The sequence below is a fragment of the Aeromonas media genome (assembly GCF_020423125.1).
In the GTDB taxonomy this organism is placed as follows: domain Bacteria; phylum Pseudomonadota; class Gammaproteobacteria; order Enterobacterales; family Aeromonadaceae; genus Aeromonas; species Aeromonas media.
This window is the reverse complement of the sequence record NZ_CP075564.1, coordinates 1,981,033-2,005,040: the sequence shown is the minus strand read 5'-3', so window position 1 is coordinate 2,005,040 and position 24,008 is coordinate 1,981,033. Positions and strand designations below refer to the sequence as shown.

Here is a 24,008-nt window from a genome sequence, read left to right as displayed (position 1 = left end):
CATGATGCGGACAATGGCACTCCGGCAATCGGCGCATGGAAAGCCGGGATGGATCACTACGAGAGGAAAACATCATGGAGAAAGCGATGGGAAGCAGCAAGGCCATCAGGGTCTGGGATCCCCTGATCAGGGTGTTTCACTGGGCCACCGTCCTGCTGTGCGTGCTCAACCTGTTCATCCTGGAGGAAGGCAGACGCAATCACCGCTATGTCGGGTACGCCTTGGCCGGATTGCTGGTGCTGCGCATCCTGTGGGGATTGGTCGGCTCCGACTACGCCAGGTTTGCCCAGTGGTTTCCGACTCCGGCCCGCCTGGGCCGCTACCTGCAGGCCAGCTGGCAGGGCAAACACCCCTATCATGCCGGCCACAATCCGCTGGGCGCCTTGATGATACTGATGATGTTGACCTGCCTGGTGGGGACAGCGGTCACCGGGATCATGACGGGGTACGAGCAGCTGTTTGATGAAGACCTCATGGAAGAGCTCCACGAGTTCTTTGCCAAAGCGCTGCAGATAGCCATCTTCATCCATGTGTTGGCGGTCATCGTCCTCGATCGCCTGACCCGGGGCGATCTCATCAGGGCCATGATCACCGGCAGGAAGCGCGTGCCAGCCGGCACCGAGATCGTCGACAAGCGTTGAGGCCTCCTCGACCAGATGACATAAAAAAACCCCGCGATGCGGGGTTTTTTCATATTGGGTGTGCTCAGCCGACGTTGCAGCTCTTCAATTTCCAGATCCGGTCCACGTAGTCCTGGATGGAGCGGTCGGAGTTGAACTTGCCCATGGTGGCCGAGTTGATGATGACCTTCTTCGCCCACAGCGCCGGATCCCGATACCAGGTATCGATCAACTTGTGCGCTTCCGAGTAGGAGGCGAAATCGGCCAGGGTCAGGTAGGGATCCCCTCCTTCTAGCAAGGAGCGCTTGATGGAGGCGAGTTCGCCCGGACGACCCGGCGTGAAGTAGTCGGTGTCGAACCAGTCCAGCACCGCCTTGAGCTCGGAGTTGGCGTAGTAGAAGTCGTACGGGTTGTAACCGCGCGCCTTCAGGGACTTCACCTCGTCCACGTTCAGGCCGAAGATGGCGCAGTTCTCGGCCCCCGCCTCTTCGGCGATCTCGATGTTGGCGCCGTCCAGGGTGCCTATGGTGATGGCGCCGTTCAGTGCCATCTTCATGTTGCCGGTACCTGAGGCTTCGTAGCCTGCGGTGGAGATCTGCTCGGAGACATCCGCCGCCGGGATCAACTTCTCGGCCAGACTCACCCGGTAGTTCGGCATGAACACCACTTTCAGCTTGCCCTGGATGCGGGCGTCGTTGTTGACCCGCTCCGCCAGCTTGTTGATGGCGTAGATGATGTCCTTGGCCAGCTTGTAACCGGGCGCCGCCTTGGAGCCGAAGATGAACACCCGCGGGTGCATGTCATAGTCGGGGTTCGCCAGCAGACGACGGTAGAGCGCCATGATGTGGATGAGGTTCAGCTGCTGGCGCTTGTACTCGTGCAGACGCTTGATCTGGACGTCGAAGATCGCCTCGGCCGAGACATCGATGCCGGTTTCCGCCTTGATGACCTTGACCAGCTTCTCCTTGTTGTGACGCTTGATGGTCATGAACTGCTGCTGGAACGCCTTGTCGTCAGCAAACTTGGTCACGCTACGCAGCTTGTCCAGCTGCAGCGGCCACTCCTTGCCCACCACCTCGCTGTAGAGAGCGGCGAGCTCGGGGTTGCAGGCCAGCAGCCAGCGACGGGGGGTCACGCCGTTGGTGACGTTGCACATCTTCTCGGGCCACAGCTCGGCATACTCGGGGAAGAGATCCTCTTTCACCAGCTTGGAGTGGATCTCGGCCACGCCGTTCACCTTGCAGGAGCCGATGACGCACAGGTTGCCCATGCGCACCTTGCGCACGTCCCCTTCTTCGATGATGGAGAGCTTGGCCTTGATGGCGTCGTTGCCCGGCCATTTGGGCTCCACCAGCTCGTTCAGGAAGCGGGCGTTGATCTCGTAGATGATCTCGAGATGACGGGGCAGCACCTTCTCGAACAGGCTGACGGACCACTTCTCCAGTGCTTCCGGCAGCAGGGTGTGGTTGGTGTAGGAGAAGACCTGGTAGCAGATGGCCCAGGCGGCATCCCAGTTCAAGTCTTCCTCGTCCACCAGCACCCGCATCAACTCGGGGATGGCCACTGTCGGGTGGGTATCGTTGAGCTGGATGGCAATTTGCGCGGCAAAGTTGCGGAAGTCCGAACCATGGACCCGCTTGTAGCGGCGCATGATGTCCTTGATGGAGCAGGCACAGAAGAAGTACTGCTGGATCAGGCGCAGCTCTTTGCCTGCATCTGTCTCATCATTCGGGTAGAGCACCTTGGAGATGGTCTCGGCCTGAGCCTTCTCGGCCTGGGAGTCAATGTAACCACCGGCGTTGAACACGTCCCAGTCGAAGAACTCGGAGGCGCGGGATTCCCACAGGCGCAGGATATTGACGGTGTGACCACCAAAGCCCACCACAGGGATGTCCCAAGGCACCCCTTTGATCTTGCGACCGGCGTGCCACACCTTCTTCAGGCCGCCCTTGTCACCGAACACGGTCTCCACATAGCCGTAGAGCGGGATCTCCTGCACCGATTCGGGGCGGCAGATCTCCCAGGGGTTGCCATATTCACGCCAGGAGTCCGGGCGCTCGATCTGGCGACCATCCTGGATCTCCTGACGGAACAGGCCGTGCTCGTAGTGGATGCCGTAGCCCACCGCCGGGTAATTCAGGGTGGCCAGGGAGTCGATGAAGCAGGCGGCCAGACGACCCAGGCCGCCGTTGCCAAGGGCCATGTCCGGCTCTTGTTCGCACAGATCGGTCAATTCCAGACCGAGTTCACCCAGGGCCTCTTCGCAGATCTTGTACAGAGAGAGGTTGTGCAGGTTGTTGGAGGTCAAACGCCCCATCAGGAATTCAGCAGAGAGATAGTGAATCGCACGAGTATCTTTCTTGAAGTGAGTCTGCTGAGTGCGGGTCAGGCGCTCGTACACCTGTTCGTTGACGGCGGCAGCGGTCGCTTTCCACCATGCTTCGGGAGAGGCTTTCTGTTCGCTTGTACCCAAGGTAGAACGCAGGTGACGCACGATACTCGCCTTGAGCTGATCTTTATCCAGTTGGAGATCTTGGTCTGTCTTCTTCTTGGTAGCCATAAACCATTTTCCTTCGTTACAAATAAAAAATGTTATCCCCTTGAGGGACCGGCGCTGTTGTTATCTCAGAATATGTTCCGGCGTGGGCATACTAGCTAAAGCCGGGGGTTTAAAAGTTAACGTGAGTCACACTTTAACGCATAAAAATGACAGTTTCACCATGAAAACCCTTTCCTATATCTCGCCTGAACAAAATAAAAATAACCTTAAAAATCAAAACATTGAGTGAAATTAAAAAAGATGGTTTCATGAATAGGTTTTCAATGATTGCCAGCGGCTGAAAATACGTGAAAATAAGCGCCAACTAGGCCGGCGATGAAATCGCTTTCAATGTTTGGTGTCTCAGCGCGGCAATAAAAGGAAGCTGCCCCAATTGGGGCAGCTTCCCGAGCTGAATTAACCATGGGCCTTGAACTGGTTACTCATGGGGTCGTAGTGATAACCAATCTGCTGCAGACGGGTGGCCAGCTGATCCTCTGTCATGTCGTAGTAAGCCAGCAACTCTTCCAGACCATCGCACTCCAGCCGCAGCTTCTCGTTGATGATCCCGAGCAGAATATTGGCGTCCAGCCGTTGCAAGGTGCTCACATCCATCTTGGTCCCTCCTCTTGCCATACATACTGTATAACCATGAGCGCCGGCCCGCGCTTTGTCTACAGGTTAAAAAACACCCGCCCCGTCATCGATATAAATAGCATTTAAATTCAATAAGTTAATAAAAATCCCTGTTAGTCGGCTCACATTTTTAATCACAAACGCCTTGTCACTGGCATGAGATAGAACTACTGTATGCGCATACAGCATGGTTATTCATACAGGACCCACATATGAGCCAGCCCCTGAGTCACCGTCCACTCTCCTCCTCTGCCGGTGTGATCACCACCTGGCCCACCCGCCATCAGAGCAAGGCGGAGCATGAGCATCGACTGGCCATGGATCTCCATGAAGCCCCGTTGCTGGATGCGTTGGGAAGATTGAGCCAAAGCGACAGCGGCTGGATTTTGCTCATAGCTCCGCCAGGGCTGCCCGTGGCCAAGCAACTGCAAGCACAGGGGATCAATCCCGCTCGGGTACTGGTGGTTCACGGCCCCAAGATCAAGAACTGGCAACGTCTGCTGGAGCAGAGCCTGGCCAACGGTCATTGTGCAGCCGTCTTGACCTGGTTGCCCGAACGGGTTGCCCTGGATCGCAGCCACCTCAGCACCCTGGGGCAGCGTGCCGGTGTCCTGACTCGCTTCTTCGAGCCCACCCCTGCCCAGGGGGGGCCTCTCTGTTACGGTGGGCAGGACGTCTACCTGAACCATTGAGTCATATCGTGCCGACCCGGGCTGGCAGAGCTCCCCGCCCCGCGCGTCAGTCTGGCAGGGCGGCAACCAAGACGAGAAAGGCGACCCTGAGGTCGCCTTCTGTCATATGGGCTGTGATGAGCTGCCATCTGCCCGGCGCCCCGCGAGGGCTTGCACCGGATCAGGCGAGCTTGGTATCCAGCTCGGCGATTTTGGCAGACCAGTAGGCCGGGCCGGTTTCATGGATGTTGTTGCCCTGGGAGTCGACCGCCACTGTTACCGGCATGTCTTCCACCTCGAACTCATAGATGGCTTCCATCCCCAGATCGGCGAAGGCTACCACGCGCGCCTTCTTGATGGCCTTGGCCACCAGATAGGCGGCGCCGCCAACGGCCATCAGATAAACGGCCTGGTGCTGTTTGATGCTCTCGACGGTTTTCGGACCGCGCTCGGACTTGCCTATCATGCCGATGAGGCCGGTTTCGCCCAGCATCATGTCGGTGAATTTGTCCATCCGGGTGGAGGTAGTTGGGCCGGCCGGGCCGACCACTTCGTCACGTACCGCATCGACCGGGCCGACGTAGTAGATGAAACGGTTGGTGAAGTCGACCCCTTCCGGCAAGCCTTCGCCATTTTTCAGCATGTCGGCAATGCGCTTGTGGGCGGCGTCACGGCCGGTGAGGATCTTGCCGGAGAGCAGCACTGTATCGCCGCTCTTCCAGCTGGCGAGTTCGGCCTTGGTGATGCCGTCGACATTGACCCGGCGCACGTTGCCGCCCGCTTCACGGGTGATTTCCGGCCAGTCACTCAGCCTCGGCGGAGTCAACTCGGCGGGGCCAGAGCCATCGAGCTCGAAGTGAACGTGACGGGTGGCAGCGCAGTTGGGGATCATCACCACCGGCTTGGAGGCGGCATGAGTCGGGGCGGACTTGACCTTCACGTCCAGCACTGTGGTGAGGCCCCCCAGCCCCTGGGCACCAATCCCCAGCCGGTTGACCTTGTCATAGAGCTCTACCCTCAGCTTCTCTTCTGTGGTCTCTGGACCCCGGGCGATCAGCTCCTGAATGTCGATGTGCTCCATCAGGGCTTCCTTGGCGAGCACGGCCGCCTTCTCGGCGGTACCGCCGATGCCGATCCCCAGCATGCCAGGAGGGCACCAGCCAGCGCCCATGGTCGGCACGGTTTTGAGCACCCATTCGACCACGTCGTCGGAGGGGTTTAGCATCACCATCTTGGACTTGTTCTCGGAGCCGCCGCCTTTGGCCGCTATGCTCACTTCCACCTTGTCCCCCGGAATCATGTCGATGTGCACCACGGCAGGGGCGTTGTCCTTGGTGTTCTTGCGACTGCCGGCCGGATCGGCGAGCACGGAGGCGCGCAGCGGGTTGTCCGGATTGGTGTAGGCGCGGCGGGTACCCTCGTCCACCATCTCCTGCACCGTCATGTCACTGTCCCACTGCACCTGCATGCCGATCTTGACGAAGCAGGTGACGATGCCGGTGTCCTGGCACAGGGGGCGATGCCCTTCGGCGGACATGCGGGAGTTGATCAGGATCTGGGCCAGGGCATCCTTGGCGGCCGGGTTGATCTCGCGGTCATAGGCAGCCTTGGCGGCTTGGACAAAATCGAGGGGGTGGTAGAAAGAGATGTACTGCAGGGCGTCAGCAATGGAATCGATAAAGTCCTGTTTTCTAATGATGCTCATATCATCCTCACTGGTCCTTGTCGTCGCTTGCGCGAGCAAGGGCTTCCATATGAGCCGGGCCTTCGGCAGGCGGCGAATGCGCACAGAGCCGGCGACTACGGCGTGTTTTTATAACGGTGTTTTTCTTAAAAATGCCGGCGGCCATGATACGCTTGAGCACCCGAACCGGCTAGGGAGCTGGGTGCAAACTGTTGCCTGTGTAACAAAAAATGAAACCAAGACTGCATATCCACCATTTCGACCCGCAAGCATCGCTTCACGCCCTGTTTGCCCGCTTGCAACACCAGGCCTGGGCCATCTTGCTGGAATCGGCAGGCCCAACGGGCGCCGACAATCGCTTTGACATCATCAGCACCGATCCGCTCGCCACCCTGGAGACCCGGGGTACCAGCACCTGCCTCACCCGGGCTGGCCACCTGAGCCACCACGACGGAGATCCCCTCGCCCTGCTCGCCGAGACCCAACGAGCCCTGCTCGGAGAGCTGGTGCAGGATGAGCATGACCTGCCCTTCATCGCCGGCGCCCTGGGGCTCTTTGGCTACGATCTGGGCCGGCGATTCGAGCGTCTGCCCGCCCAGGCCAGTGCGGACATCCAGGTACCCGACATGGCGGTGGGGATCTACGACTGGGCACTGCTGCGGAATGTCGCAACCGGTCGCTGGCAGCTGGTGCACTGGGGAGATGAGGCCGGGCTCGCCAGACGCCTGCAGTGGCTGGCGGCACAAGCCCCTCAGCCCTGCGCCCCCTTCGCCTTGCAGGGCGAGTGGCAGAGCAACATGAGCCGGGCCGAATACGGCGAAAAGTTCGCCCGCATCCAGGCCTATCTGGCGGCAGGGGATTGCTATCAAATCAACCTGACCCAGCGCTTCAGCGCCCCCTATGGAGGGGACGAGTGGTCCGCCTATCTCGCCCTCAGTGCCGCCAACAAGGCCCCCTTCTCCGCCTTTGTCCGGCTGCCCCGTAGCGCCATTTTGAGCCTCTCCCCCGAGCGCTTCCTGCTGCTCGATGGCCGCCACATCGAGACCAAGCCCATCAAGGGCACCCGACCCCGCCATCCGGATCCCGCTATCGACAAACAGGTGGCCGAGTCGCTCGCCAGTGCCGACAAGGACAGATCGGAGAACCTGATGATCGTGGATCTGCTGCGCAACGACATAGGCCGGGTCAGCCGCCCGGGCTCCGTCAGCGTGCCGAGCCTGTTTGCGGTGGAGTCCTTCCCCGCCGTGCATCACCTGGTCTCCACCATTCACGGCGAGCTGGATGCGCGCTGGCAGGGGGTGGATCTGCTACGGGCCTGTTTCCCTGGCGGCTCCATCACGGGGGCCCCCAAGATCCGGGCGATGGAGATCATCGAGGAGCTGGAGCCGGTGCGCCGAAACGCCTATTGCGGCAGCATCGGCTATCTGAGCCAGCACGGCCGGATGGACACCAGCATCTGCATTCGCACCCTGATAGCCGAAACCGGCCGGCTCCATTGCTGGGCGGGAGGGGGCATCATCGCCGACTCAGACCCGGACGCCGAATATCAGGAGACTTACGACAAGGTGGCTCGCATCCTGCCGCTGCTGGATGCCTTGCGCCAATGAGCCTGTGACTGCCCTCGCCCGCCCCAAGGAGACCAGGACCGAGATGGATATCGAGATGAACCGCGCCGAGCTGCTGACCCGCTTCCTGTTGCAGCGCCCCGCCCCCGCCCACCGTCTGATGCTGGCGGGGCTCAAGCCGGCGGCTGTGCTGATCCCCCTGGTGGAGCGCCCCCAGGGGCTGCACCTGTTGCTGACCCGCCGCAGCACCACCCTGCGCCACCACCCGGGGCAGATAAGCTTCCCCGGCGGACGCCAGGATCCGGAAGATGAGAGCCTGATCCACACGGCCCTGCGAGAGACCCATGAAGAGCTCGGGATCCCCGCCTCCCAGATCCGGGTCATCGGCAGCCTCACCCCGCTCAACACCATCTCCCTGTATGACGTCCTGCCTGTGCTGGCCATGATAGACCCCGACTACCGGCTTGCCCTCAGCCCCGACGAAGTGGAGCAGGCCTTCGAGGTGCCCCTCAGCCATGTGCTGGATCCGACCCACCACATCGCCCTGACCCTGCCAAGGGCGGGCAAGCGCCACACCATCTACTGGATCCCCTGGCAACACTCCTTCATCTGGGGGGCCACCGCCAGCATGATCCGCCAACTGGCCCAGCACCTGTCAGAACAACATATTGATAACCTTTCGAGGTGAGAAATTATCCAGTTAACATTCAACTAACACTGTATATGATAAATAAATTTTGATTTTTTATTCTTTTGATCACATTTCCATAAGAAAGTGCGGGTTTCGGCCTCATAAAGGTGAATCTGATCAACATTTTTGATTAAAAAAAAAGTATTCTTGCGCCGACTAATTAAAACCACACATTCGGGGTGAGACACATGTCCAATACTGTCACTGGCGCACAGGACGTTGCAGCCGCACAGGAGCAAGGAATAAGCTCGGTCCAATCACGCGGTTGGAGCAAACAAGACACCACCTGGGTTATCAGCCTGTTCGGCACCGCCGTCGGCGCCGGCATCCTGTTCCTGCCCATCAACGCTGGCATGGGTGGCTTCTGGCCACTGGTAGTGATGGCGCTGCTGGTCGGCCCCATGACCTACCTGGCACACCGCGGCCTGGCGCGCTTCGTGCTTTCCTCCAAGAAGCCAAATGCGGATATCACCGAAGTGGTGGAAGAGCATTTCGGCGTGGGCGCTGGCAAATTAATCACCCTGCTCTACTTCTTTGCCATCTACCCCATAGTGCTGATCTACGGCGTGGGCATCACCAATACCGTCGAGAGCTTCCTGGTCAACCAGCTGCAGATGACGGCGCCACCGCGCTGGATCCTCTCCATCGTACTGATCATGGCCATGATGTCGGTCATGCTGGCCGGTGAGAAGCTGATGCTGAAGGTCACCGAGTTCCTGGTGTACCCGCTCATCGCCATCCTGGCGGGCATCTCCCTCTACCTCATCCCGGACTGGACCGGCGCCGCCCTGGCCCAGGTACCTTCTGCCAAAGATTTCGCCACCACCCTGTGGCTGACCATCCCGGTGCTGGTGTTCTCCTTCAACCACAGCCCGGCCATCTCCAGCTTCGCCCTGGCCCAGCGCCGTGATCACGGTGACAACGCCGTCGCCAAGTCCGATGCCATCTTGAAGCGCACCGCGCTCATCCTGCTCGGCTTCGTGATGTTCTTCGTCTTCTCCTGCGTGATGAGCCTGACACCGGCCCAACTGGCAGAAGCCAAGTCCCAGAACATTGCCGTGCTCTCCTACTTGGCCAACCAGCATGCGAGCCCCATCATCTCCTACTTCGGTCCGCTGGTTGCCTTCGTGGCCATCGTCTCCTCCTTCTTCGGCCACTATCTGGGTGCCCGTGAAGGTCTGAAGGGCATGGTAATGCAGCAGATGCGCTCCTCCGGCAAGGAACCGAATCACAAGAAGATCGAACTGTTCATCATCGCCTTCTTCATCCTGACCCTGTGGGGCGTGGCCGTGATCAACCCCTCCATCCTCGGCATGATCGAATCCCTGGGTGGTCCCATCATCGCCACCATACTGTTCCTGATGCCGATGTACGCCATCAAGCGCGTCCCGGCCATGGCGAAATACCAGGGCCAGATCAGCAACGTGTTCGTGGCAACCATGGGCCTCATCGCCATCTCTGCCATCCTCTATCAACTGGTCGGCTAACCCCGTCCCCGATAGCTAGGATCAACCGGATCGCCGGTTGACCCTGCCAGAGACCCACAGCCCGGCAGGCTCAGCGTGCCGGGCTGTTTTCATTGCGGGGCGCCGGGTTCGGCAAGGGCCTGGATAAGGCCATCTTCCCTATCAGCCACCTTTCCCAACCGGCCACCTGCTGCGTTGCCGCCCGTGCAATCTGCCCCTTTCCTCACATCCCACCCTTGGGCAAAAGGGATGGCAGCCTGGCTGCCCCATGCTGCCGAGTGACCCCCCGCCCATGTTCCCTTCTGACCTTCCCCAGCCCTTTGCCGGGTTCCCGCGCAGGAGGATGGGCGATATACCGCGCCTACATCGGGCACCTCGGGCCTCCCCGCAGGGGTCTGGGTTTGCATCCAATACACGGGATACCGTCGCTCGCCAGCCCCGTTCTCAGATGCAACGGTGTCGAGCAGAATCTCTGATGCTCCAGATCGGCGCCCATATGCCCGCTGACGAGCCTTGAGGCCTTGCCGCGATAGCGGCACGGCGGCTGGCTGCCCATCAGCGCCTGAACCTAGGGACCCCGCCGCGCCTGGTGCCCTTCCTTTCCAGAGGGGTAGCCGCGCTCGCTCTCACAGGCAGGCGCAGGATCCTTCCATGGAGGAGAGGCCCACTGCAGCAGCAGGCAGATGGGATTCAGGGAAGGAGCCAGTGTTGCTGGCATGAAATCGCAGGCAATAAAAAGCGCCCTCCGAAGAGGGCGCCAGCATTTAGGGAAAAACTAAGAGGATCAGGCTTCGCGGCTGGGCAGTGGGGCCGCTTCCAGCAGGCTCTCATCCTCGGCCATGCAAGCGGCCGCGGTGAACAGCACGTCGGTGGAGCTGTTGAGGGCCGTCTCGGCGGAGTCCTGCAGCACCCCAATGATGAAGCCCACGGCAACGACCTGCATGGCAATGTCGTTGCTGATGCCAAACAGGCTGCACGCCAGCGGGATCAGCAGCAGGGAGCCGCCAGCCACGCCGGAGGCGCCACAGGCACTGACGGTGGCGACCACTGAGAGCAGAATGGCGGTGGCCATATCCACTTCCATCCCCAGGGTGTGCACCGCCGCCATAGAGAGCACAGTGATGGTGATGGCGGCGCCGGCCATGTTGATGGTGGCGCCCAGCGGAATGGAGACCGCATAGGTGTCTTCCGGCAGACGCAGTTTCTCGGCCAGCGCCATGTTGACCGGGATGTTGGCGGCGGAGCTGCGGGTGAAGAAGGCGGTCACGCCACTCTCTTTCAGGCAGGTCAGCACCAGCGGATAGGGATTGCGCTTGATCTTCCAGAACACGATGAGCGGGTTGACCACGAAGGCGATGAACAGCATGCAGCCGATCAGCACCACCAGCAGTTGGGCATAGCCAAACAGCGCATCGAAACCTGTCTCGGCCAGGGTGGAGGCAACCAGACCCAGGATGCCGAGCGGGGCGCAGCGGATCACGGCCTTGACGATGGCAGAGACCCCGTGGGACACATCGGAAATCAGCGCCTTGGTGCTCTCATTGGCGTGACGCATAGCGATGCCGAGGCCGATGGCCCAGGCCAGGATACCGATGTAGTTGGCATCCAGCAGCGCCTTCACCGGGTTGGTCACCACGTTGAACAGCAGGGTCTGCAGTACCTCGGTAATGCCGCCCGGCGGGGTGATCTCGGCAGTGCTGGCAACCAGGTGCAGGTTGGAGGGGAACAGGAAGCTCGCCATCACGGCCACCACAGCGGCCAGGAAGGTCCCCAGCACATAGAGCAGCAAGATCGGCTTCATGTTGGTCTTCTGACCCTGCTTGTGACCGATGATCGCCGACATCACCAGCACGAAGACCAGCAGCGGAGCGACCGCCTTCAGGGCACCGACGAACAGGCTGCCAAGCAGACCCGCCGCCTTGGCCCATTCAGGCATGAACATGGCAAGGAGGATACCGAATACCAGACCGACCAGGATCTGGCTAACCAGACTGGTGCTGTTGACCAGTTTTATGAGGGGGTGTTGTTGTGTCATCAAATAGTCCCTGTGCACTCATGGTGCGTGAATCATTAGTCCTGTTGGCAACCTGCCGCACGCATTGGCACCGGCCTGTGGACGGTGGTGCCGTTGGCAAACCTTCTTCTGGGTTTGTCCAGTACGCGTGGGGTTGCGGACAAGGAATATCCCATCTGCCATCTTTTTTTTCCACATAATCACTGAAAAATATCAGGGTTACCTCACAAAAAATCTACAACAATGTGATAACACAATATCAACCACGGTCAAATTGTCACCAAACCAGTCCTATCATCGGCCGATGTGGGGCGAGAGTGGTATCATGCCGCTCACTTTGCACTGGAGCCTGTTGCCATGATCACCTCTTTATTGACCCGACACTTCGGCTTCGATCAGCTGCGACCCGGCCAGGAAGCGGTGATCAGCCGCCTGCTGGCCGGCAAGAGTGCGGCAGCCATCTTCCCGACCGGCGCAGGCAAGTCCCTCTGCTACCAGTTGCCCGCGCTGGCACTGCCCCATCTGACCCTGGTCATCTCCCCCCTGCTGGCGCTGATGCACGATCAGCTCGCCTTCTTGCAACGCAAGGGGATCGCCGCCGCCACCCTGGACTCCAGTCAGACCCCCGAGGAGAGTCGGCGGGTGATGCAGCAGGCCAGTGACGGCCAGCTCAAGATCCTGATGATCTCGGTGGAGCGCCTCAAGAACGAGCGCTTTCGCCGCTTCATCGCCCAGGTGCCGCTCTCCCTGCTGGTGGTGGACGAGGCGCACTGCATCTCGGAATGGGGCCACAACTTTCGGCCCGACTACCTGAAGCTGCCGGACCATCGCCGCGATCTCGCCATTCCCCAAGTACTGCTGCTCACCGCCACCGCCACCCCGGCGGTCATGGCAGATATGCAGGCCAAATTCGCCATCGAGGCCGAGGATCTGGTGGTGACGGGTTTCTATCGCCCCAATCTGGATCTCGCCGTCATTCCGCTGGCCGGCAGTGCCCGCGATGGTTGGCTGCGTGACGAATTGCGCCGCGATCCCGCAGCCCCCACCATCGTCTACGTCACCCTGCAACAGAGTGCGCAGCAGTGCGCCGATCAGTTGCAGGCCATCGGCATCCGCGCCTGTGCCTATCATGCGGGGCTGGAGCCCGCCCTGCGCAGCCAGATCCAGCACGACTTCATGGCTGGCCGACTCGACTGCATCGTCGCCACCATCGCCTTTGGCATGGGCATCGACAAGGCCGATATCCGCCGGGTCATTCACTACGATCTGCCCAAATCCATCGAGAACTACAGCCAGGAGATAGGCCGCGCCGGACGTGACGGACTCCCCTCCCGCTGCATGGTGCTGGCGAGCCGCGCCCAGTTGCCTGTGCTGGAAAACTTCGTCTATGGGGACACCCCTGACAGGGAGGCCATCCTGAGCTTGCTCCAGATCCTGCAACAGAGCGGTGCCGAGTGGGAATTTGGCCTGCTGCGCCTCTCCAACGAGACCAACATTCGCCAACTGCCCCTCAAGACCCTGTTGGTCTATCTGGAGATGGCGGGGATCATTGCCCCGGCCTACAGCTACTTTGCCGAGTACCGTTTCAAGTTCGTGCTGGAAAAAAGGGAGATCCTGGCCCGCTTCAACCCCGATCGCCGTCAGTTCCTGGAGCAGCTGTTTGCCTGTGCGCCCCAGGCGCGCAGCTGGTGCACCATGGACTTCGATGCACTGTGGCAGGGTTATCAGGGGGAACGCCAGCGCGCCGCGGCGGCACTGGACTATCTGCAGCAGCAGGGCTGGATCGAGCTGGAGAGCAAACAGATGACGGAGGTGTATCGAGTCGTGCGCCAGCATATCGACCCGGCGGCACTGGCCGAAGAGCTGCATGGACTGTTTGAAAAGAAAGAGCAGAGCGAGCTGGCACGCTTGCAGGCCCTGCTGGGGTTCTTTACCTCGACCCGTTGCCTGAGCCATGAGCTGGCCCGCTATTTTGCCGATGAAGAGGCGCCCGAGCGCTGTGGTCACTGCTCCGTCTGCCGGGGGGAGATAGCCGTGCTGCCGCCGCTGCCATCTCCGGGCTTGCTCAACGAGCACGGCTTGCGCGCCTGGTGCGATCCTCTGATTGCCCTGTGTCACCAGCGCCATCCCAGGATCCTGACCCGCTTCCTGTGTGGCATCGCCACCCCCCTGACCACCCGGATCAAGGCGAGAAACCTGGCCGGTTTTGGCCAGCTGGCGGCGCATCCCTTCGCCGAGGTGCTGGCGGCGGTGTCGGCGATCTATCCTGCCGACGCTTGATCGCCCGCTTGCCGGACACTGAAAAAATAAGACCCTCGCGGATGCGAGGGTCAAGCCAACGGAAACGTGCTTAAACAGAGCTTAGTATCTGCACAATCACCCACTCTCTTGCTAAAGCGATGACTGCTCGACACAGGGCCAATCTAGAGCAGCCAGAATGTAGCGTCAATGTAAAAATTAGAGCTTAAACACCAAACAACAATCATTACGTTAACGTAAGCGTAATGAAAATTCAGCCCTTCTCCTCTACCACCCTTGCCCTGCCTGCACTTCGATTCCACAAACCGGGAAACCATCATTTCCTGCTCCTGCCACACAAACATTTATTTTTTATGTCTTTGACATTTGCATCACTGTCGTGGCAAAAATAATTTAACAGTCAGTAACATAGAGATGTCATTGGCTGCCTCTTCCCGCATGAGGATCGGGAAGCTCCCGTACAAACTTAAACCAACGATGCGATGGATTACTGGGGGCTGTTGACTAGGCTTAAGAGGTAAACAGAACAAAAGTAGTGATCCACTCTTTTTTCAGGGTAAGCGACTATAACGAGGGCTAAGTTATGGGCATCTTCGAGCACTATCAACAGCGGTATGAGAAGGCCAGAGAGGAGGAGTACAGCATCCAGGAGTTTCTGGATATGTGCAAACAGGACAAATCCTGCTACGCCTCCGCAGCTGAACGACTGCTGGTTGCCATCGGCGAACCGGAAATGATCGATACCTCCGTCAATCCGCGCCTCAGCCGCCTCTTTTCCAACCGCGTCGTCGCACGCTATCCCGCTTTCAAAGACTTCTATGGCATGGAAGAGGCCATCGAGCAGATCGTCTCCTACCTCAAGCACTCCGCCCAGGGACTGGAAGAGAAGAAGCAGATCCTCTATCTACTCGGCCCCGTTGGCGGCGGCAAATCTTCGCTGGCCGAGAAACTCAAGTCCCTGATGCAAAAAGTGCCCATCTATCGCATCAAAGGATCGCCGGTCAACGACCACCCCTTCTGCCTGTTCGACATCGAGGAGGACGGCGAGATCCTGGAAAAAGAGTACGGTATCCCACGCCGCTACCTGAGGCCCATCATGTCCCCTTGGGCGGCCAAGCGGCTGCATGAGTTTGGCGGCGACATCACCAAATTCAAAGTGGAGAAGGTCAACCCCTCCATCCTGGATCAGATTGCCATCGCCAAGACAGAACCTGGCGATGACAACAACCAGGACATCTCCTCCCTGGTGGGCAAGGTCGACATCCGCATGCTGGAGCACTATGCCCAGGATGATGCCGATGCCTACTCTTACTCAGGGGCGCTGTGCAAGGCGAACCAGGGGATGATGGAATTCGTAGAGATGTTCAAGGCCCCCATCAAGGTACTGCACCCCTTGCTGACCGCGACCCAGGAAGGAAACTACAACGGCACCGAGGGGCTCTCCGCCCTCCCCTTCGACGGCATCCTGCTTGCCCACTCCAACGAATCCGAGTGGCAGCAGTTCCGCAACAACAAGAACAACGAAGCCTTCCTCGACCGGGTATACATCGTCAAGGTGCCTTATTGCCTGCGCGTCTCGGAAGAGGTGAAGATCTACGAGAAACTGCTGTTCAACAGCGAGCTGACCGAGGCCAAGTGCGCCCCGGGCACCCTGGAGCTGCTGGGCCAGTTCTCGGTGCTGTCGCGGCTCAAGGAACCGGAAAACTCCAGCCTCTACTCCAAGATGCGGGTCTATGACGGCGAGAGCCTCAAAGATACAGATCCCAAGGCGAAGAGCTATCAGGAGTACCGCGACTACGCCGGTGTCGACGAGGGCATGAACGGCCTCTCCACCCGCTTTGCGTTCAAGATCCTCTCCCGTGTCTTCAACTTCGACCATGCGGAAGTGGCGGCCAACCCTGTCCACCTCTTCTATGTGCTGGAGCAGCAGATCGAGCGCGAGCAGTTCCCGCAGGAGCTGCACGATCGCTACCTTGAGTTCATCAAGGGCTATCTGACCCCGCGCTACGTGGAGTTCATCGGCAAGGAGATCCAGACCGCCTATCTCGAGTCATATTCAGAGTACGGGCAGAACATCTTCGATCGCTACGTCACCTACGCCGACTTCTGGATCCAGGATCAGGAGTACCGTGATCCCGAGACCGGCCAGCTCTTTGATCGGTCGTCGCTCAACAGTGAGCTGGAGAAAATTGAGAAACCCGCCGGGATCAGCAACCCGAAGGATTTTCGCAACGAGATCGTCAACTTCGTGCTGCGTGCACGGGCCAACAATGCAGGCCGTAACCCCAACTGGACCAGTTACGAGAAGCTGCGCACCGTGATCGAGAAGAAGATGTTCTCCAACACGGAAGAGCTGCTGCCGGTTATCTCCTTCAACAGCAAAACCTCGGCCGAGGAGCAGAAGAAGCACGATAACTTTGTCGAACGGATGATGGAGAAAGGCTACACCCGTAAACAGGTGCGTCTGCTCTCCGAATGGTATCTCAGGGTACGCAAGTCATCCTGACCCTGCCGTGTTCAAGGGGGAGTTATGGCGCATTTTATCGACCGCAGGCTCAACGGCAAAAACAAAAGCGCTGTCAATCGGCAGCGCTTCATCCGCCGCTACAAGAAGCAGATCAAACAAGCGGTCTCGGATGCTGTCTCCAAGCGCAGCATTCAGGACGTGGACAAGGGCGAGAGCATCAGCATCCCGACCAAGGACATCGGTGAACCCCATTTCCATCAAGGCCAAGGCGGCAAACGGGAGATGGTGCACCCGGGCAACGATCAGTTCGTTTCCGGTGACAAGATTGACCGCCCCAAGGGAGGGGGCAGCGGTCAGGGTGGAGGCGAAGGCCAGGCCTCGGATCAGGGAGAGGGTGCTGACGACTTCGTGTTTCAGATCTCCAAGGATGAGTATCTTGACCTGCTGTTTGAGGATCTGGAGCTGCCACGGTTGCAGAAGACCCAGCTCAATCAGCTGATGGAGATGAAGACCTACCGAGCTGGCTACACCTCCAACGGGGTGCCCGCCAACATCAATGTGGTGCGCTCGCTGCAAAACTCGCTGGCGCGGCGCATGGCGCTGCAGGCGGGCAAGAAGCGCCAGATGCACGAGCTGGAGGAGCGGCTGGCCCTGCTGGCTGTCGATCCCAACGAACATTTTGCCGAGATGGCACAGCTCGAAAAAGAGATCAGGGAGCTGAAACGGCGGATCGAGGCAGTGCCCTTCATCGACACCTTCGATCTCAAGTTCAACAACTTCGTCAAACGGCCCGTGCCCTCCAGTCAGGCGGTGATGTTCTGCCTGATGGATGTCTCCGGCTCCATGGATCAGGCCACCAAGGAGATGGCCAAGCGTTTCTATATCCTGCTCTATCTGTTCCTGAGCCGGACCTACAAGAACGTCGAGGTAGTCTACATTCGCCACCACACCCAGGCCAAGGAGGTGGATGAACACGAGTTCTTCTACTCCCAGGAGACCGGTGGCACCATCGTCTCCAGCGCGCTCAAGATGATGAACGACATCATCAACGAGCGTTATCCGGCCAACCAGTGGAATATCTATGCGGCGCAGGCATCAGATGGTGACAACTGGGCGGATGACTCACCGCAATGCCGGGAGATCCTGATGCGCGACATCATGCCGCGGGTGCGCTACTACTCCTACATCGAGATCACCACCCGCGCTCACCAGACTCTGTGGCACGAGTATGAGTCGGTGGCCGACCAATACCCCCACTTCGCGATGGAACATATTCGCAAGGTTGAGGACATCTATCCGGTGTTCCGGGAGTTGTTCAAGAAGCAAGCGGCTTGAGGGATCACATATGGTAGAAACCGCGAGAAAAATAGCGCCGCTGGACGATGGGCCTGACTGGAACTTCGATCTGCTGGAGATCTATCACCAGGAGATTGCCCGGGTTGCCAAGTTTTATCGGCTGGATACCTATCCCAACCAGATCGAGGTGATCACCGCCGAGCAGATGATGGATGCCTACTCCAGCGTCGGTATGCCCATCGGCTACCAGCACTGGTCATTCGGCAAACGCTTCATCCATACCGAGCGCAACTACAAGCGCGGCCAGATGGGGTTGGCTTATGAAATTGTCATCAACTCAGATCCCTGCATCGCCTACCTGATGGAAGAGAACACCATGCCGATGCAGGCCCTGGTGATGGCTCACGCCTGCTACGGCCACAACTCTTTTTTCAAGAACAACTACCTGTTCAAGGCCTGGACCGATGCCTCCTCCATCATCGACTACCTGCTGTTTGCCAAGAACTACATCACCGAATGCGAGGAAAAACACGGTATCGATGCCGTCGAGCGCCTGCTTGACTCCTGCCATGCCCTGATGAACTTCGGGGTAGATCGCTACAAGCGGCCCCAGAAGATCTCCCTGGCAGAGGAGAAACGTCGCCAGAAGGCACGGGAAGATTACCTGCAAACCCAGGTCAACGAACTGTGGCGCACCCTGCCCAAGCAGCACAAGGCAACCGGTATCGAGGACAGACGCTATCCAGCCGAACCTCAGGAAAACATCCTCTACTTCATCGAGAAGAACGCCCCCCTGCTGGAACCCTGGCAGCGAGAAGTGGTGCGCATCGTGCGCAAGATCAGCCAGTACTTCTACCCGCAGAAGCAGACCCAGGTGATGAACGAGGGGTGGGCCACCTTCTGGCACTACACCATCCTTAACCACCTCTATGATGAGGGGAAGATCAGCGATCGCTTCATGATAGAGGTGCTGCACAGCCACACCAACGTGGTGTACCAACCCCCCTACAACAGCCGCTACTACTCGGGGATCAACCCCTATGCCCTCGGCTTTGCCATGTTCACCGACCTGCGCCGCATCTGCGAACACCCGACCGAGGAGGACAGATACTGGTTCCCCGATTACGCCGGCACCAACTGGGTCGATACCTTGCACTTCGCCATGCAGAACTTCAAGGACGAGAGCTTCATCAGCCAGTTCCTCAGTCCCAAGGTGATGCGCGACATGAAGCTGTTTGCCATCGATGACGACGATCTGAAGAACTACCTCAAGGTCTCCGCCATCCACAACGAGGAGGGTTACCGTCTGGTACGCAACACCCTGTCTGCCCAATACAACCTGAGCAATCTGGAGCCCAACATTCAGGTCTACAACGTGGCGGTGAAGGGGGATCGCTCCCTCACCCTGCGCTACGTGCCCCACAACCGCATCCCCCTTGGCGAGTCGCGGCACGAGGTGCTCAAGCATCTGCACCAGCTGTGGGGATTCGATGTGGTGCTGGAGCAGGATAACGGCGAGCTCACCGCAGACATCATAGGGCGCTGCCCGGATCGCAAGAGTCTGACCTGATAGGCAGACAAGAAGCATAAAAAAACGCGCCATTCGGCGCGTTTTTTCTGGTGACCTTCATCAGTTATCGCACAGATTGCTCGGCATGTCCTGGCGCAGACGGGTCCACAACTTGCCCGATTCGATACCGTACTGACGCACCGTCATGAACACGGCCTCGTGATTCTTGGTCTCGGCCAAGCCCAGCAGCGTCTTGTAATAGGCATCCGCCGTCTCGCGCGCCTGCTTGTCGGAGAAGTAATAACGTCCGACCCTGCTGTACAACCCCTTGAACCCGTTGAGGATCAAGGCATAGATAGGATTACCTGAAGCAAACGAGAGCTGGTGATGCAGGCGGTAATCGAACTCGGCATAGGCTTCAGCCGAATTGTCGACCTCATCGGCCCCGCGCAGGATCTCGGCGGCTTGCTCCGGGTTGTTGCGAATGGCGCCACGGATGAAGATGGTGCAGATGTTGGTGCGAGCCGACAGCAGTTGGGCCACCAGATCCGGCACCTTGTCCTGATCGAGCCGTGCCAGGGTCTCCAGGATGTTGAGGCCCGAGGTTTCCCAGAAGTTGTTGACCTTGGTCGGTTTGCCATGCTGGATGGTGAGCCAGCCATCGCGGGCAAGGCGCTGCAGCACTTCGCGCAAGGTAGTGCGAGTCACGCCAATCAGCTCGGACAGTTCGCGCTCCGCCGGCAGAATGGACCCTGGAGGAAAGCGATTGTTCCAGATGGACTCGATGATGTATTCCTCGGCAAACCCGGCAGGGCTTTGCGCTTTTATGACCATGTAGTGACTCTGTTGTAGTACGTAAAAAGGCTCACGAATAATAGCAAAGCCGGTCATGCTGGCAAGCAGAAGGTCAGTCCTCTGCTCACATTAACCGGATCTTTTTGTTAATAATATGTATGCGATAACATGACTGGAGCCAACCAAGACCAAATGATGGTGATATCGGCGCCTCGCCACTGGGCAAGCATCGTGGCGTTATTTATAGTTAGCGCTCCCTTGATTAAAATCATGTGCAATCAATTTGATAAAGGTGAATATCCGGATGTTCGGGTCGAGTCGGGCTCGACTGCATAGACGCAGATACCAACAACAAAACAGAGAACCATCATTATGCCAATCAGCCTAGGGCGCGCTTTTGCAAAGAATTTTTTGGGCAATGCTCCACGGTGGTACAAGATTGCCATCGTCATATTCCTGCTGATCAATCCGATCGTCTTCCATGTGGATCCCTTCCTGGCTGGCTGGTTGCTGGTCGTCGAGTTCATCTTCACCCTGGCCATGGCGCTCAAGTGTTACCCGCTGCAACCCGGTGGCCTGCTGGCCATAGAGGCCGTGCTCATCGGCATGACCTCGGCGAACCAGATCAAGCATGAGCTGGTTGCCAACATCGAAGTGCTGTTGTTGCTGGTGTTCATGGTGGCTGGCATCTATTTCATGAAACAGCTGCTGCTCTACGTTTTCACCAAGATGCTGGTCCGCATCCATTCCAAGACGTTGCTCTCCCTCGCCTTCTGCCTGGTCTCGGCCTTCCTGTCGGCCTTCCTCGACGCCCTGACCGTGATCGCCGTGGTGATCAGCGTCGCCACCGGTTTCTACGCCATCTACCACAAGGTGGCCTCGAGCGATGAGTCCGGAAATCTGCATCAGGATGACGAAGGGATCGATGAGCTGTCTCGCCAGCACCTGAACGAGTTCCGCGCCTTTTTGCGCAGCCTGATGATGCACGCCGCCATCGGCACGGCCCTGGGGGGCGTCTGCACCCTGGTCGGCGAACCCCAGAACCTCATCATCGGTGAGCAGGCGGGCTGGCATTTCGGTGAATTTGCCATTCGCATGGCCCCAGTCACCATCCCTGTCTTCTTCTGCGGTCTGCTCACCTGCATCCTGGTGGAGAAATTCCGCTGGTTCGGTTATGGCACCAAGTTGCCAGAGCCCGTGCGCCATATCATGGAAGCCTATGAGCGCGATGAAGATGCCGAGCGCAGCCCGCAAGAGAAGGCCAAGCTGCTGGTCCAGGCGGCTATCGCCATCTGGCTGATCACTGGTCTGGCTCTGCATCTGGCGGCGGTGGGCCTGATCGGCCTGACCGTCATAGTCCTCGCGACGTCCTTCACCGGCGTCACCGAAGAGCATGCGCTCGGCAAGGCTTTCCATGAGGCGCTGCCCTTCACCGCCCTGCTCACCGTGTTCTTCAGCGTGGTAGCGGTGATCATCGATCAACAGCTGTTCAAGCCGGTGATCCAGTGGGTGCTGGCTGCCAAACCCGAGGATCAGCTCGCGCTCTTTTATCTGGCCAACGGCTTGCTCTCCATGGTGAGCGACAACGTCTTCGTCGGTACCGTCTACATCAACGAGGTGAAAACCGCCCTGCTCAATGGCGCCATCAGCCGTGAACATTTCGATCTGTTGGCGGTAGCCATCAACACGGGGACCAACCTGCCGTCAGTGGCCACTCCCAATGGTCAGGCCGCCTTCCTGTTCATGCTGACCTCGGCACTGGCCCCACTGCTGCGCCTCTCCTATGGCCGCATGGTGTGGATGGCTCTGCCCTACACCCTGGTACTGGGTCTGGTGGGTTTCTTTGCGGTGGAGCAACTGCTCGCCCCTGCCACCGAATGGTTCTACCAGGCCGGCTGGCTGACACAGGGCAGCGCCGCCATGCAGACCCTGGCGCCTGCGGCGCACTGATGAAGCGAGGGGTCCTCTGGCCCCTTTCTTTTCAGGCGGGGCTCTGCTCTAATTCAGCCATTATTTTTCTCTGTGAGATCAATCAGATGATCGAGTTTCTTCGCCGAATTGCCAGTCATCGTCTGGCCTGGGGGCTGCTGGCCGTTTCCGCCCTCGCCTTCGAGCTGTGCGCCCTCTTCTTCCAGCATGTGCTGGGTCTGCACCCTTGTGTGATGTGCATCTATGAGCGGATCGCCATCCTCGGGGTGTTCGCTGCCGGCCTGCTCGGCATGGTGGCGCCAGAGAAGTGGTATCTCCGTTGGAGCGCCATGCTGCTGTGGGGCTACAGTGCCTTCTGGGGCCTGAAACTGGCGCTCAAGCATGTGGATTACCAGGTGAACCCCTCCCCCTTCAATGTGTGCGAAGGCTTTGTCGACTTCCCAAGCTGGGCGCCCCTCGATCAGTGGGTGCCCTGGCTCTTTTTCCCGGACGGCGATTGCAGCGAGATCAGCTGGCAGTTCCTGAGTTTCTCCATGCCACATTGGTTGATCGCCATCTTCGCCGCCTACCTGCTGGTGTTCGTCGTGGTCGCCATCAGCAACCTGATCAAGGGCCGCTGCTGCAACTGAAGCTGGTCATTCGATATAGATCGCATACAAAAGGGAGCCATCGGCTCCCTTTTCCATCAGCGGTGTCAGCCACCCAAGCCGCTCCCGTTTCTCCATGCCCCTGACATCTGGCTGGTTGCCATCTTCGCCGCCTACCTGCTGGTGTTCGTCGTGGTCGCCATCGGCAACCTGGTCAAGGGCCGCTGCTGCAACTGACACTGACGATGCCATATAAGACGCATCAAAAAGGGAGCCATCGGCTCCTTTTTCATCTGATGCCCGATCAGCTGCGCCCAGTCCTTGCCCAACCCCTGCTCCCGCGCCTCCATGCTCTCTTCATCGGGTTGGTGACCAGCGTCGCCGCCTGCTGATGTTTGTAGTAGTCGCGGTTTAAGTACCGTTGTCGCAGCCAAACCAGCGATGCCGGGTTCAGACAGAGACAAACTCGGATAACGAAAAGGGGAGCCATCATGGCTCCCCTTTCTTGTGAAAGCAGACTCTGCAGCACGCGACCTTCTTTAACACACCTTCATCCTGCCTTGGCAGTGCTCATCCTGGCCTTCACCATGCCAACGACCATGGGCAGCAGAGAGATGGCAATGATGCCGAAGATGAGCAGAGTGAAGTTGTGACGCACCACCGGCAGGTTGCCGAAGAAGTGGCCCGCATAGACGAACGACAACACCCAGAGCAAGCCGCCAATCAGGTTGAACGCCAGGAAGCGCGGGTAGGTCATGGCCCCCATGCCGGCCACGAAAGGGGCAAAGGTGCGCACTATGGGCAGGAAACGGGTGATGATGATGGTCTTGCCGCCATGCTTGGCATAGAAGGCGTGGGTCTTGACCAGATAGTCGCGACGGAAAATCTTCGAATCGGGATTGCGGAACAGTTGATCCCCGAAGAAGTGGCCTATGGTGTAGTTCACCACGTTGCCGAGCACGGCGGCAATGATCAGCACCCCCGCCAGGGTATGTACGTCCAGCACGCTGCCCACGGTGAGAGCGCCAGCGGCAAACAGCAGGGAGTCGCCGGGCAGGAAGGGGGTCACCACCAGGCCGGTCTCACAGAAGATGATGAGGAACAGGATGGCGTAAACCCAGACACCATAGTGCTCGAACAGCTCTTTCAGGTGCACGTCAACGTGCAGAATAAAGTCGATTGCAAACAGGATCAGATCCATTTTCTCATACCCATGAAGTGAACGGCGTGGAGTCTACGCCAATGCCTTGCAACCGACAATCTGCGGTATCGCTTCGCC

At 58.9% G+C, this 24,008-nt stretch carries 18 protein-coding genes; 11 read left to right on the top strand and 7 right to left on the bottom strand.

Translation table 11 applies throughout. The features are described 5' to 3' along the window. The first annotated feature begins 86 nt into the window (after positions 1 to 86). Positions 87 to 641, top strand: a complete 555-nt coding sequence (locus KI797_RS09190) for a cytochrome b/b6 domain-containing protein (protein WP_005323528.1) — start codon at positions 87 to 89, stop codon at positions 639 to 641. Between the two features lie 64 nt (positions 642 to 705). Here KI797_RS09190 and KI797_RS09185 read toward each other — a convergent pair whose 3' ends face one another. Beyond that, positions 706 to 3,180 carry a glycogen/starch/alpha-glucan phosphorylase gene (locus KI797_RS09185; RefSeq protein WP_171268952.1) on the bottom strand — a complete coding sequence of 825 codons (2,475 nt, stop codon included), beginning with the start codon at positions 3,178 to 3,180 and terminating at the stop codon, positions 706 to 708. Positions 3,181 to 3,576: 396 nt separating this feature from the next. Beyond that, entirely contained in the window at positions 3,577 to 3,774 is a 198-nt protein-coding gene (locus tag KI797_RS09180; RefSeq protein WP_005323525.1) for a DUF4250 domain-containing protein, read from the bottom strand. Positions 3,775 to 4,007: 233 nt separating this feature from the next. Between KI797_RS09180 and KI797_RS09175 the strand changes: the two genes are divergently transcribed. Further along, positions 4,008 to 4,487 carry a cell division inhibitor gene (locus KI797_RS09175; RefSeq protein WP_042649886.1) on the top strand — a complete coding sequence of 160 codons (480 nt, stop codon included), beginning with the start codon at positions 4,008 to 4,010 and terminating at the stop codon, positions 4,485 to 4,487. Between the two features lie 160 nt (positions 4,488 to 4,647). On the opposite strand, the gene KI797_RS09170 is transcribed toward KI797_RS09175, so the two are convergent. Next, complete coding sequence (locus tag KI797_RS09170) at positions 4,648 to 6,171, bottom strand: fumarate hydratase (RefSeq protein ID WP_042649887.1); 1,524 nt, start codon at positions 6,169 to 6,171, stop codon at positions 4,648 to 4,650. A gap of 209 nt (positions 6,172 to 6,380) precedes the next feature. On the opposite strand from KI797_RS09170, the gene pabB reads away from it, so the two are divergent. The 3 genes from pabB to KI797_RS09155 all read left to right on the top strand — a co-directional run bounded on the left by pabB (position 6,381) and on the right by KI797_RS09155 (position 9,893). After that, complete coding sequence (pabB, locus tag KI797_RS09165) at positions 6,381 to 7,757, top strand: aminodeoxychorismate synthase component I (protein ID WP_226172678.1); 1,377 nt, start codon at positions 6,381 to 6,383, stop codon at positions 7,755 to 7,757. Positions 7,758 to 7,812: 55 nt separating this feature from the next. Further along, positions 7,813 to 8,403 carry a CoA pyrophosphatase gene (locus KI797_RS09160; RefSeq protein ID WP_182788896.1) on the top strand — a complete coding sequence of 197 codons (591 nt, stop codon included), beginning with the start codon at positions 7,813 to 7,815 and terminating at the stop codon, positions 8,401 to 8,403. A gap of 191 nt (positions 8,404 to 8,594) precedes the next feature. Then, complete coding sequence (locus KI797_RS09155) at positions 8,595 to 9,893, top strand: HAAAP family serine/threonine permease (RefSeq protein WP_042649889.1); 1,299 nt, start codon at positions 8,595 to 8,597, stop codon at positions 9,891 to 9,893. 763 nt (positions 9,894 to 10,656) lie between these two features. Here the strand turns inward: KI797_RS09155 and sstT are convergent. Beyond that, complete coding sequence (gene sstT, locus KI797_RS09150; protein WP_041205671.1) at positions 10,657 to 11,907, bottom strand: serine/threonine transporter SstT; 1,251 nt, start codon at positions 11,905 to 11,907, stop codon at positions 10,657 to 10,659. A gap of 336 nt (positions 11,908 to 12,243) precedes the next feature. On the opposite strand from sstT, the gene KI797_RS09145 reads away from it, so the two are divergent. From KI797_RS09145 to KI797_RS09130, 4 genes are all read left to right on the top strand, one after another. Continuing rightward, positions 12,244 to 14,166: a RecQ family ATP-dependent DNA helicase gene (locus KI797_RS09145; RefSeq protein ID WP_042649890.1), complete on the top strand. Its 1,923-nt coding sequence runs from the start codon at positions 12,244 to 12,246 to the stop codon at positions 14,164 to 14,166. A gap of 562 nt (positions 14,167 to 14,728) precedes the next feature. Further along, the gene (locus tag KI797_RS09140; protein WP_042649892.1) at positions 14,729 to 16,651 is read left to right on the top strand and encodes a PrkA family serine protein kinase; all 1,923 of its coding nucleotides are present in this window, start codon (positions 14,729 to 14,731) and stop codon (positions 16,649 to 16,651) included. A 24-nt stretch (positions 16,652 to 16,675) separates the two neighbouring features. Next, on the top strand, positions 16,676 to 17,947 hold the full coding sequence (locus KI797_RS09135) for a YeaH/YhbH family protein (protein WP_043129845.1): 1,272 nt from the start codon (positions 16,676 to 16,678) through the stop codon (positions 17,945 to 17,947). A gap of 10 nt (positions 17,948 to 17,957) precedes the next feature. Then, positions 17,958 to 19,478, top strand: a complete 1,521-nt coding sequence (locus KI797_RS09130; protein WP_042649894.1) for a SpoVR family protein — start codon at positions 17,958 to 17,960, stop codon at positions 19,476 to 19,478. 60 nt (positions 19,479 to 19,538) lie between these two features. Here KI797_RS09130 and fadR read toward each other — a convergent pair whose 3' ends face one another. Beyond that, the gene (gene fadR, locus KI797_RS09125) at positions 19,539 to 20,252 is read right to left on the bottom strand and encodes a fatty acid metabolism transcriptional regulator FadR (protein WP_041205666.1); all 714 of its coding nucleotides are present in this window, start codon (positions 20,250 to 20,252) and stop codon (positions 19,539 to 19,541) included. Positions 20,253 to 20,585: 333 nt separating this feature from the next. On the opposite strand from fadR, the gene nhaB reads away from it, so the two are divergent. Together nhaB and dsbB are read left to right on the top strand one after the other, a co-directional pair. Beyond that, on the top strand, positions 20,586 to 22,163 hold the full coding sequence (nhaB, locus tag KI797_RS09120) for a Na(+)/H(+) antiporter NhaB (RefSeq protein ID WP_041205664.1): 1,578 nt from the start codon (positions 20,586 to 20,588) through the stop codon (positions 22,161 to 22,163). Positions 22,164 to 22,249: 86 nt separating this feature from the next. Next, complete coding sequence (dsbB, locus tag KI797_RS09115) at positions 22,250 to 22,771, top strand: disulfide bond formation protein DsbB (RefSeq protein WP_226172675.1); 522 nt, start codon at positions 22,250 to 22,252, stop codon at positions 22,769 to 22,771. A gap of 6 nt (positions 22,772 to 22,777) precedes the next feature. Here dsbB and KI797_RS21035 read toward each other — a convergent pair whose 3' ends face one another. After that, positions 22,778 to 22,969, bottom strand: a complete 192-nt coding sequence (locus KI797_RS21035) for a hypothetical protein (protein ID WP_264160779.1) — start codon at positions 22,967 to 22,969, stop codon at positions 22,778 to 22,780. A 310-nt stretch (positions 22,970 to 23,279) separates the two neighbouring features. After that, positions 23,280 to 23,930: a DedA family protein gene (locus KI797_RS09105; RefSeq protein ID WP_005327863.1), complete on the bottom strand. Its 651-nt coding sequence runs from the start codon at positions 23,928 to 23,930 to the stop codon at positions 23,280 to 23,282. Positions 23,931 to 24,008 lie beyond the last annotated feature (78 nt).

What these genes read in the sequence shown, in the direction of transcription:
- KI797_RS09190 (WP_005323528.1), top strand. Translation starts at nt 87, where the DNA reads ATGGGAAGCAGCAAGGCCATCAGGGTCTGGGATCCCCTGATCAGGGTG.
- KI797_RS09140 (WP_042649892.1), top strand. Translation starts at nt 14,729, where the DNA reads ATGGGCATCTTCGAGCACTATCAACAGCGGTATGAGAAGGCCAGAGAG.
- fadR (WP_041205666.1), bottom strand. Translation starts at nt 20,252, where the DNA reads ATGGTCATAAAAGCGCAAAGCCCTGCCGGGTTTGCCGAGGAATACATC.
- KI797_RS09135 (WP_043129845.1), top strand. Translation starts at nt 16,676, where the DNA reads ATGGCGCATTTTATCGACCGCAGGCTCAACGGCAAAAACAAAAGCGCT.
- KI797_RS09180 (WP_005323525.1), bottom strand. Translation starts at nt 3,774, where the DNA reads ATGGATGTGAGCACCTTGCAACGGCTGGACGCCAATATTCTGCTCGGG.
- pabB (WP_226172678.1), top strand. Translation starts at nt 6,381, where the DNA reads ATGAAACCAAGACTGCATATCCACCATTTCGACCCGCAAGCATCGCTT.
- dsbB (WP_226172675.1), top strand. Translation starts at nt 22,250, where the DNA reads ATGATCGAGTTTCTTCGCCGAATTGCCAGTCATCGTCTGGCCTGGGGG.
- KI797_RS09145 (WP_042649890.1), top strand. Translation starts at nt 12,244, where the DNA reads ATGATCACCTCTTTATTGACCCGACACTTCGGCTTCGATCAGCTGCGA.
- nhaB (WP_041205664.1), top strand. Translation starts at nt 20,586, where the DNA reads ATGCCAATCAGCCTAGGGCGCGCTTTTGCAAAGAATTTTTTGGGCAAT.
- KI797_RS09105 (WP_005327863.1), bottom strand. Translation starts at nt 23,930, where the DNA reads ATGGATCTGATCCTGTTTGCAATCGACTTTATTCTGCACGTTGACGTG.
- KI797_RS09185 (WP_171268952.1), bottom strand. Translation starts at nt 3,180, where the DNA reads ATGGCTACCAAGAAGAAGACAGACCAAGATCTCCAACTGGATAAAGAT.
- KI797_RS09175 (WP_042649886.1), top strand. Translation starts at nt 4,008, where the DNA reads ATGAGCCAGCCCCTGAGTCACCGTCCACTCTCCTCCTCTGCCGGTGTG.
- KI797_RS09130 (WP_042649894.1), top strand. Translation starts at nt 17,958, where the DNA reads ATGGTAGAAACCGCGAGAAAAATAGCGCCGCTGGACGATGGGCCTGAC.
- KI797_RS09160 (WP_182788896.1), top strand. Translation starts at nt 7,813, where the DNA reads ATGAACCGCGCCGAGCTGCTGACCCGCTTCCTGTTGCAGCGCCCCGCC.
- KI797_RS09155 (WP_042649889.1), top strand. Translation starts at nt 8,595, where the DNA reads ATGTCCAATACTGTCACTGGCGCACAGGACGTTGCAGCCGCACAGGAG.
- KI797_RS09170 (WP_042649887.1), bottom strand. Translation starts at nt 6,171, where the DNA reads ATGAGCATCATTAGAAAACAGGACTTTATCGATTCCATTGCTGACGCC.
- sstT (WP_041205671.1), bottom strand. Translation starts at nt 11,907, where the DNA reads ATGACACAACAACACCCCCTCATAAAACTGGTCAACAGCACCAGTCTG.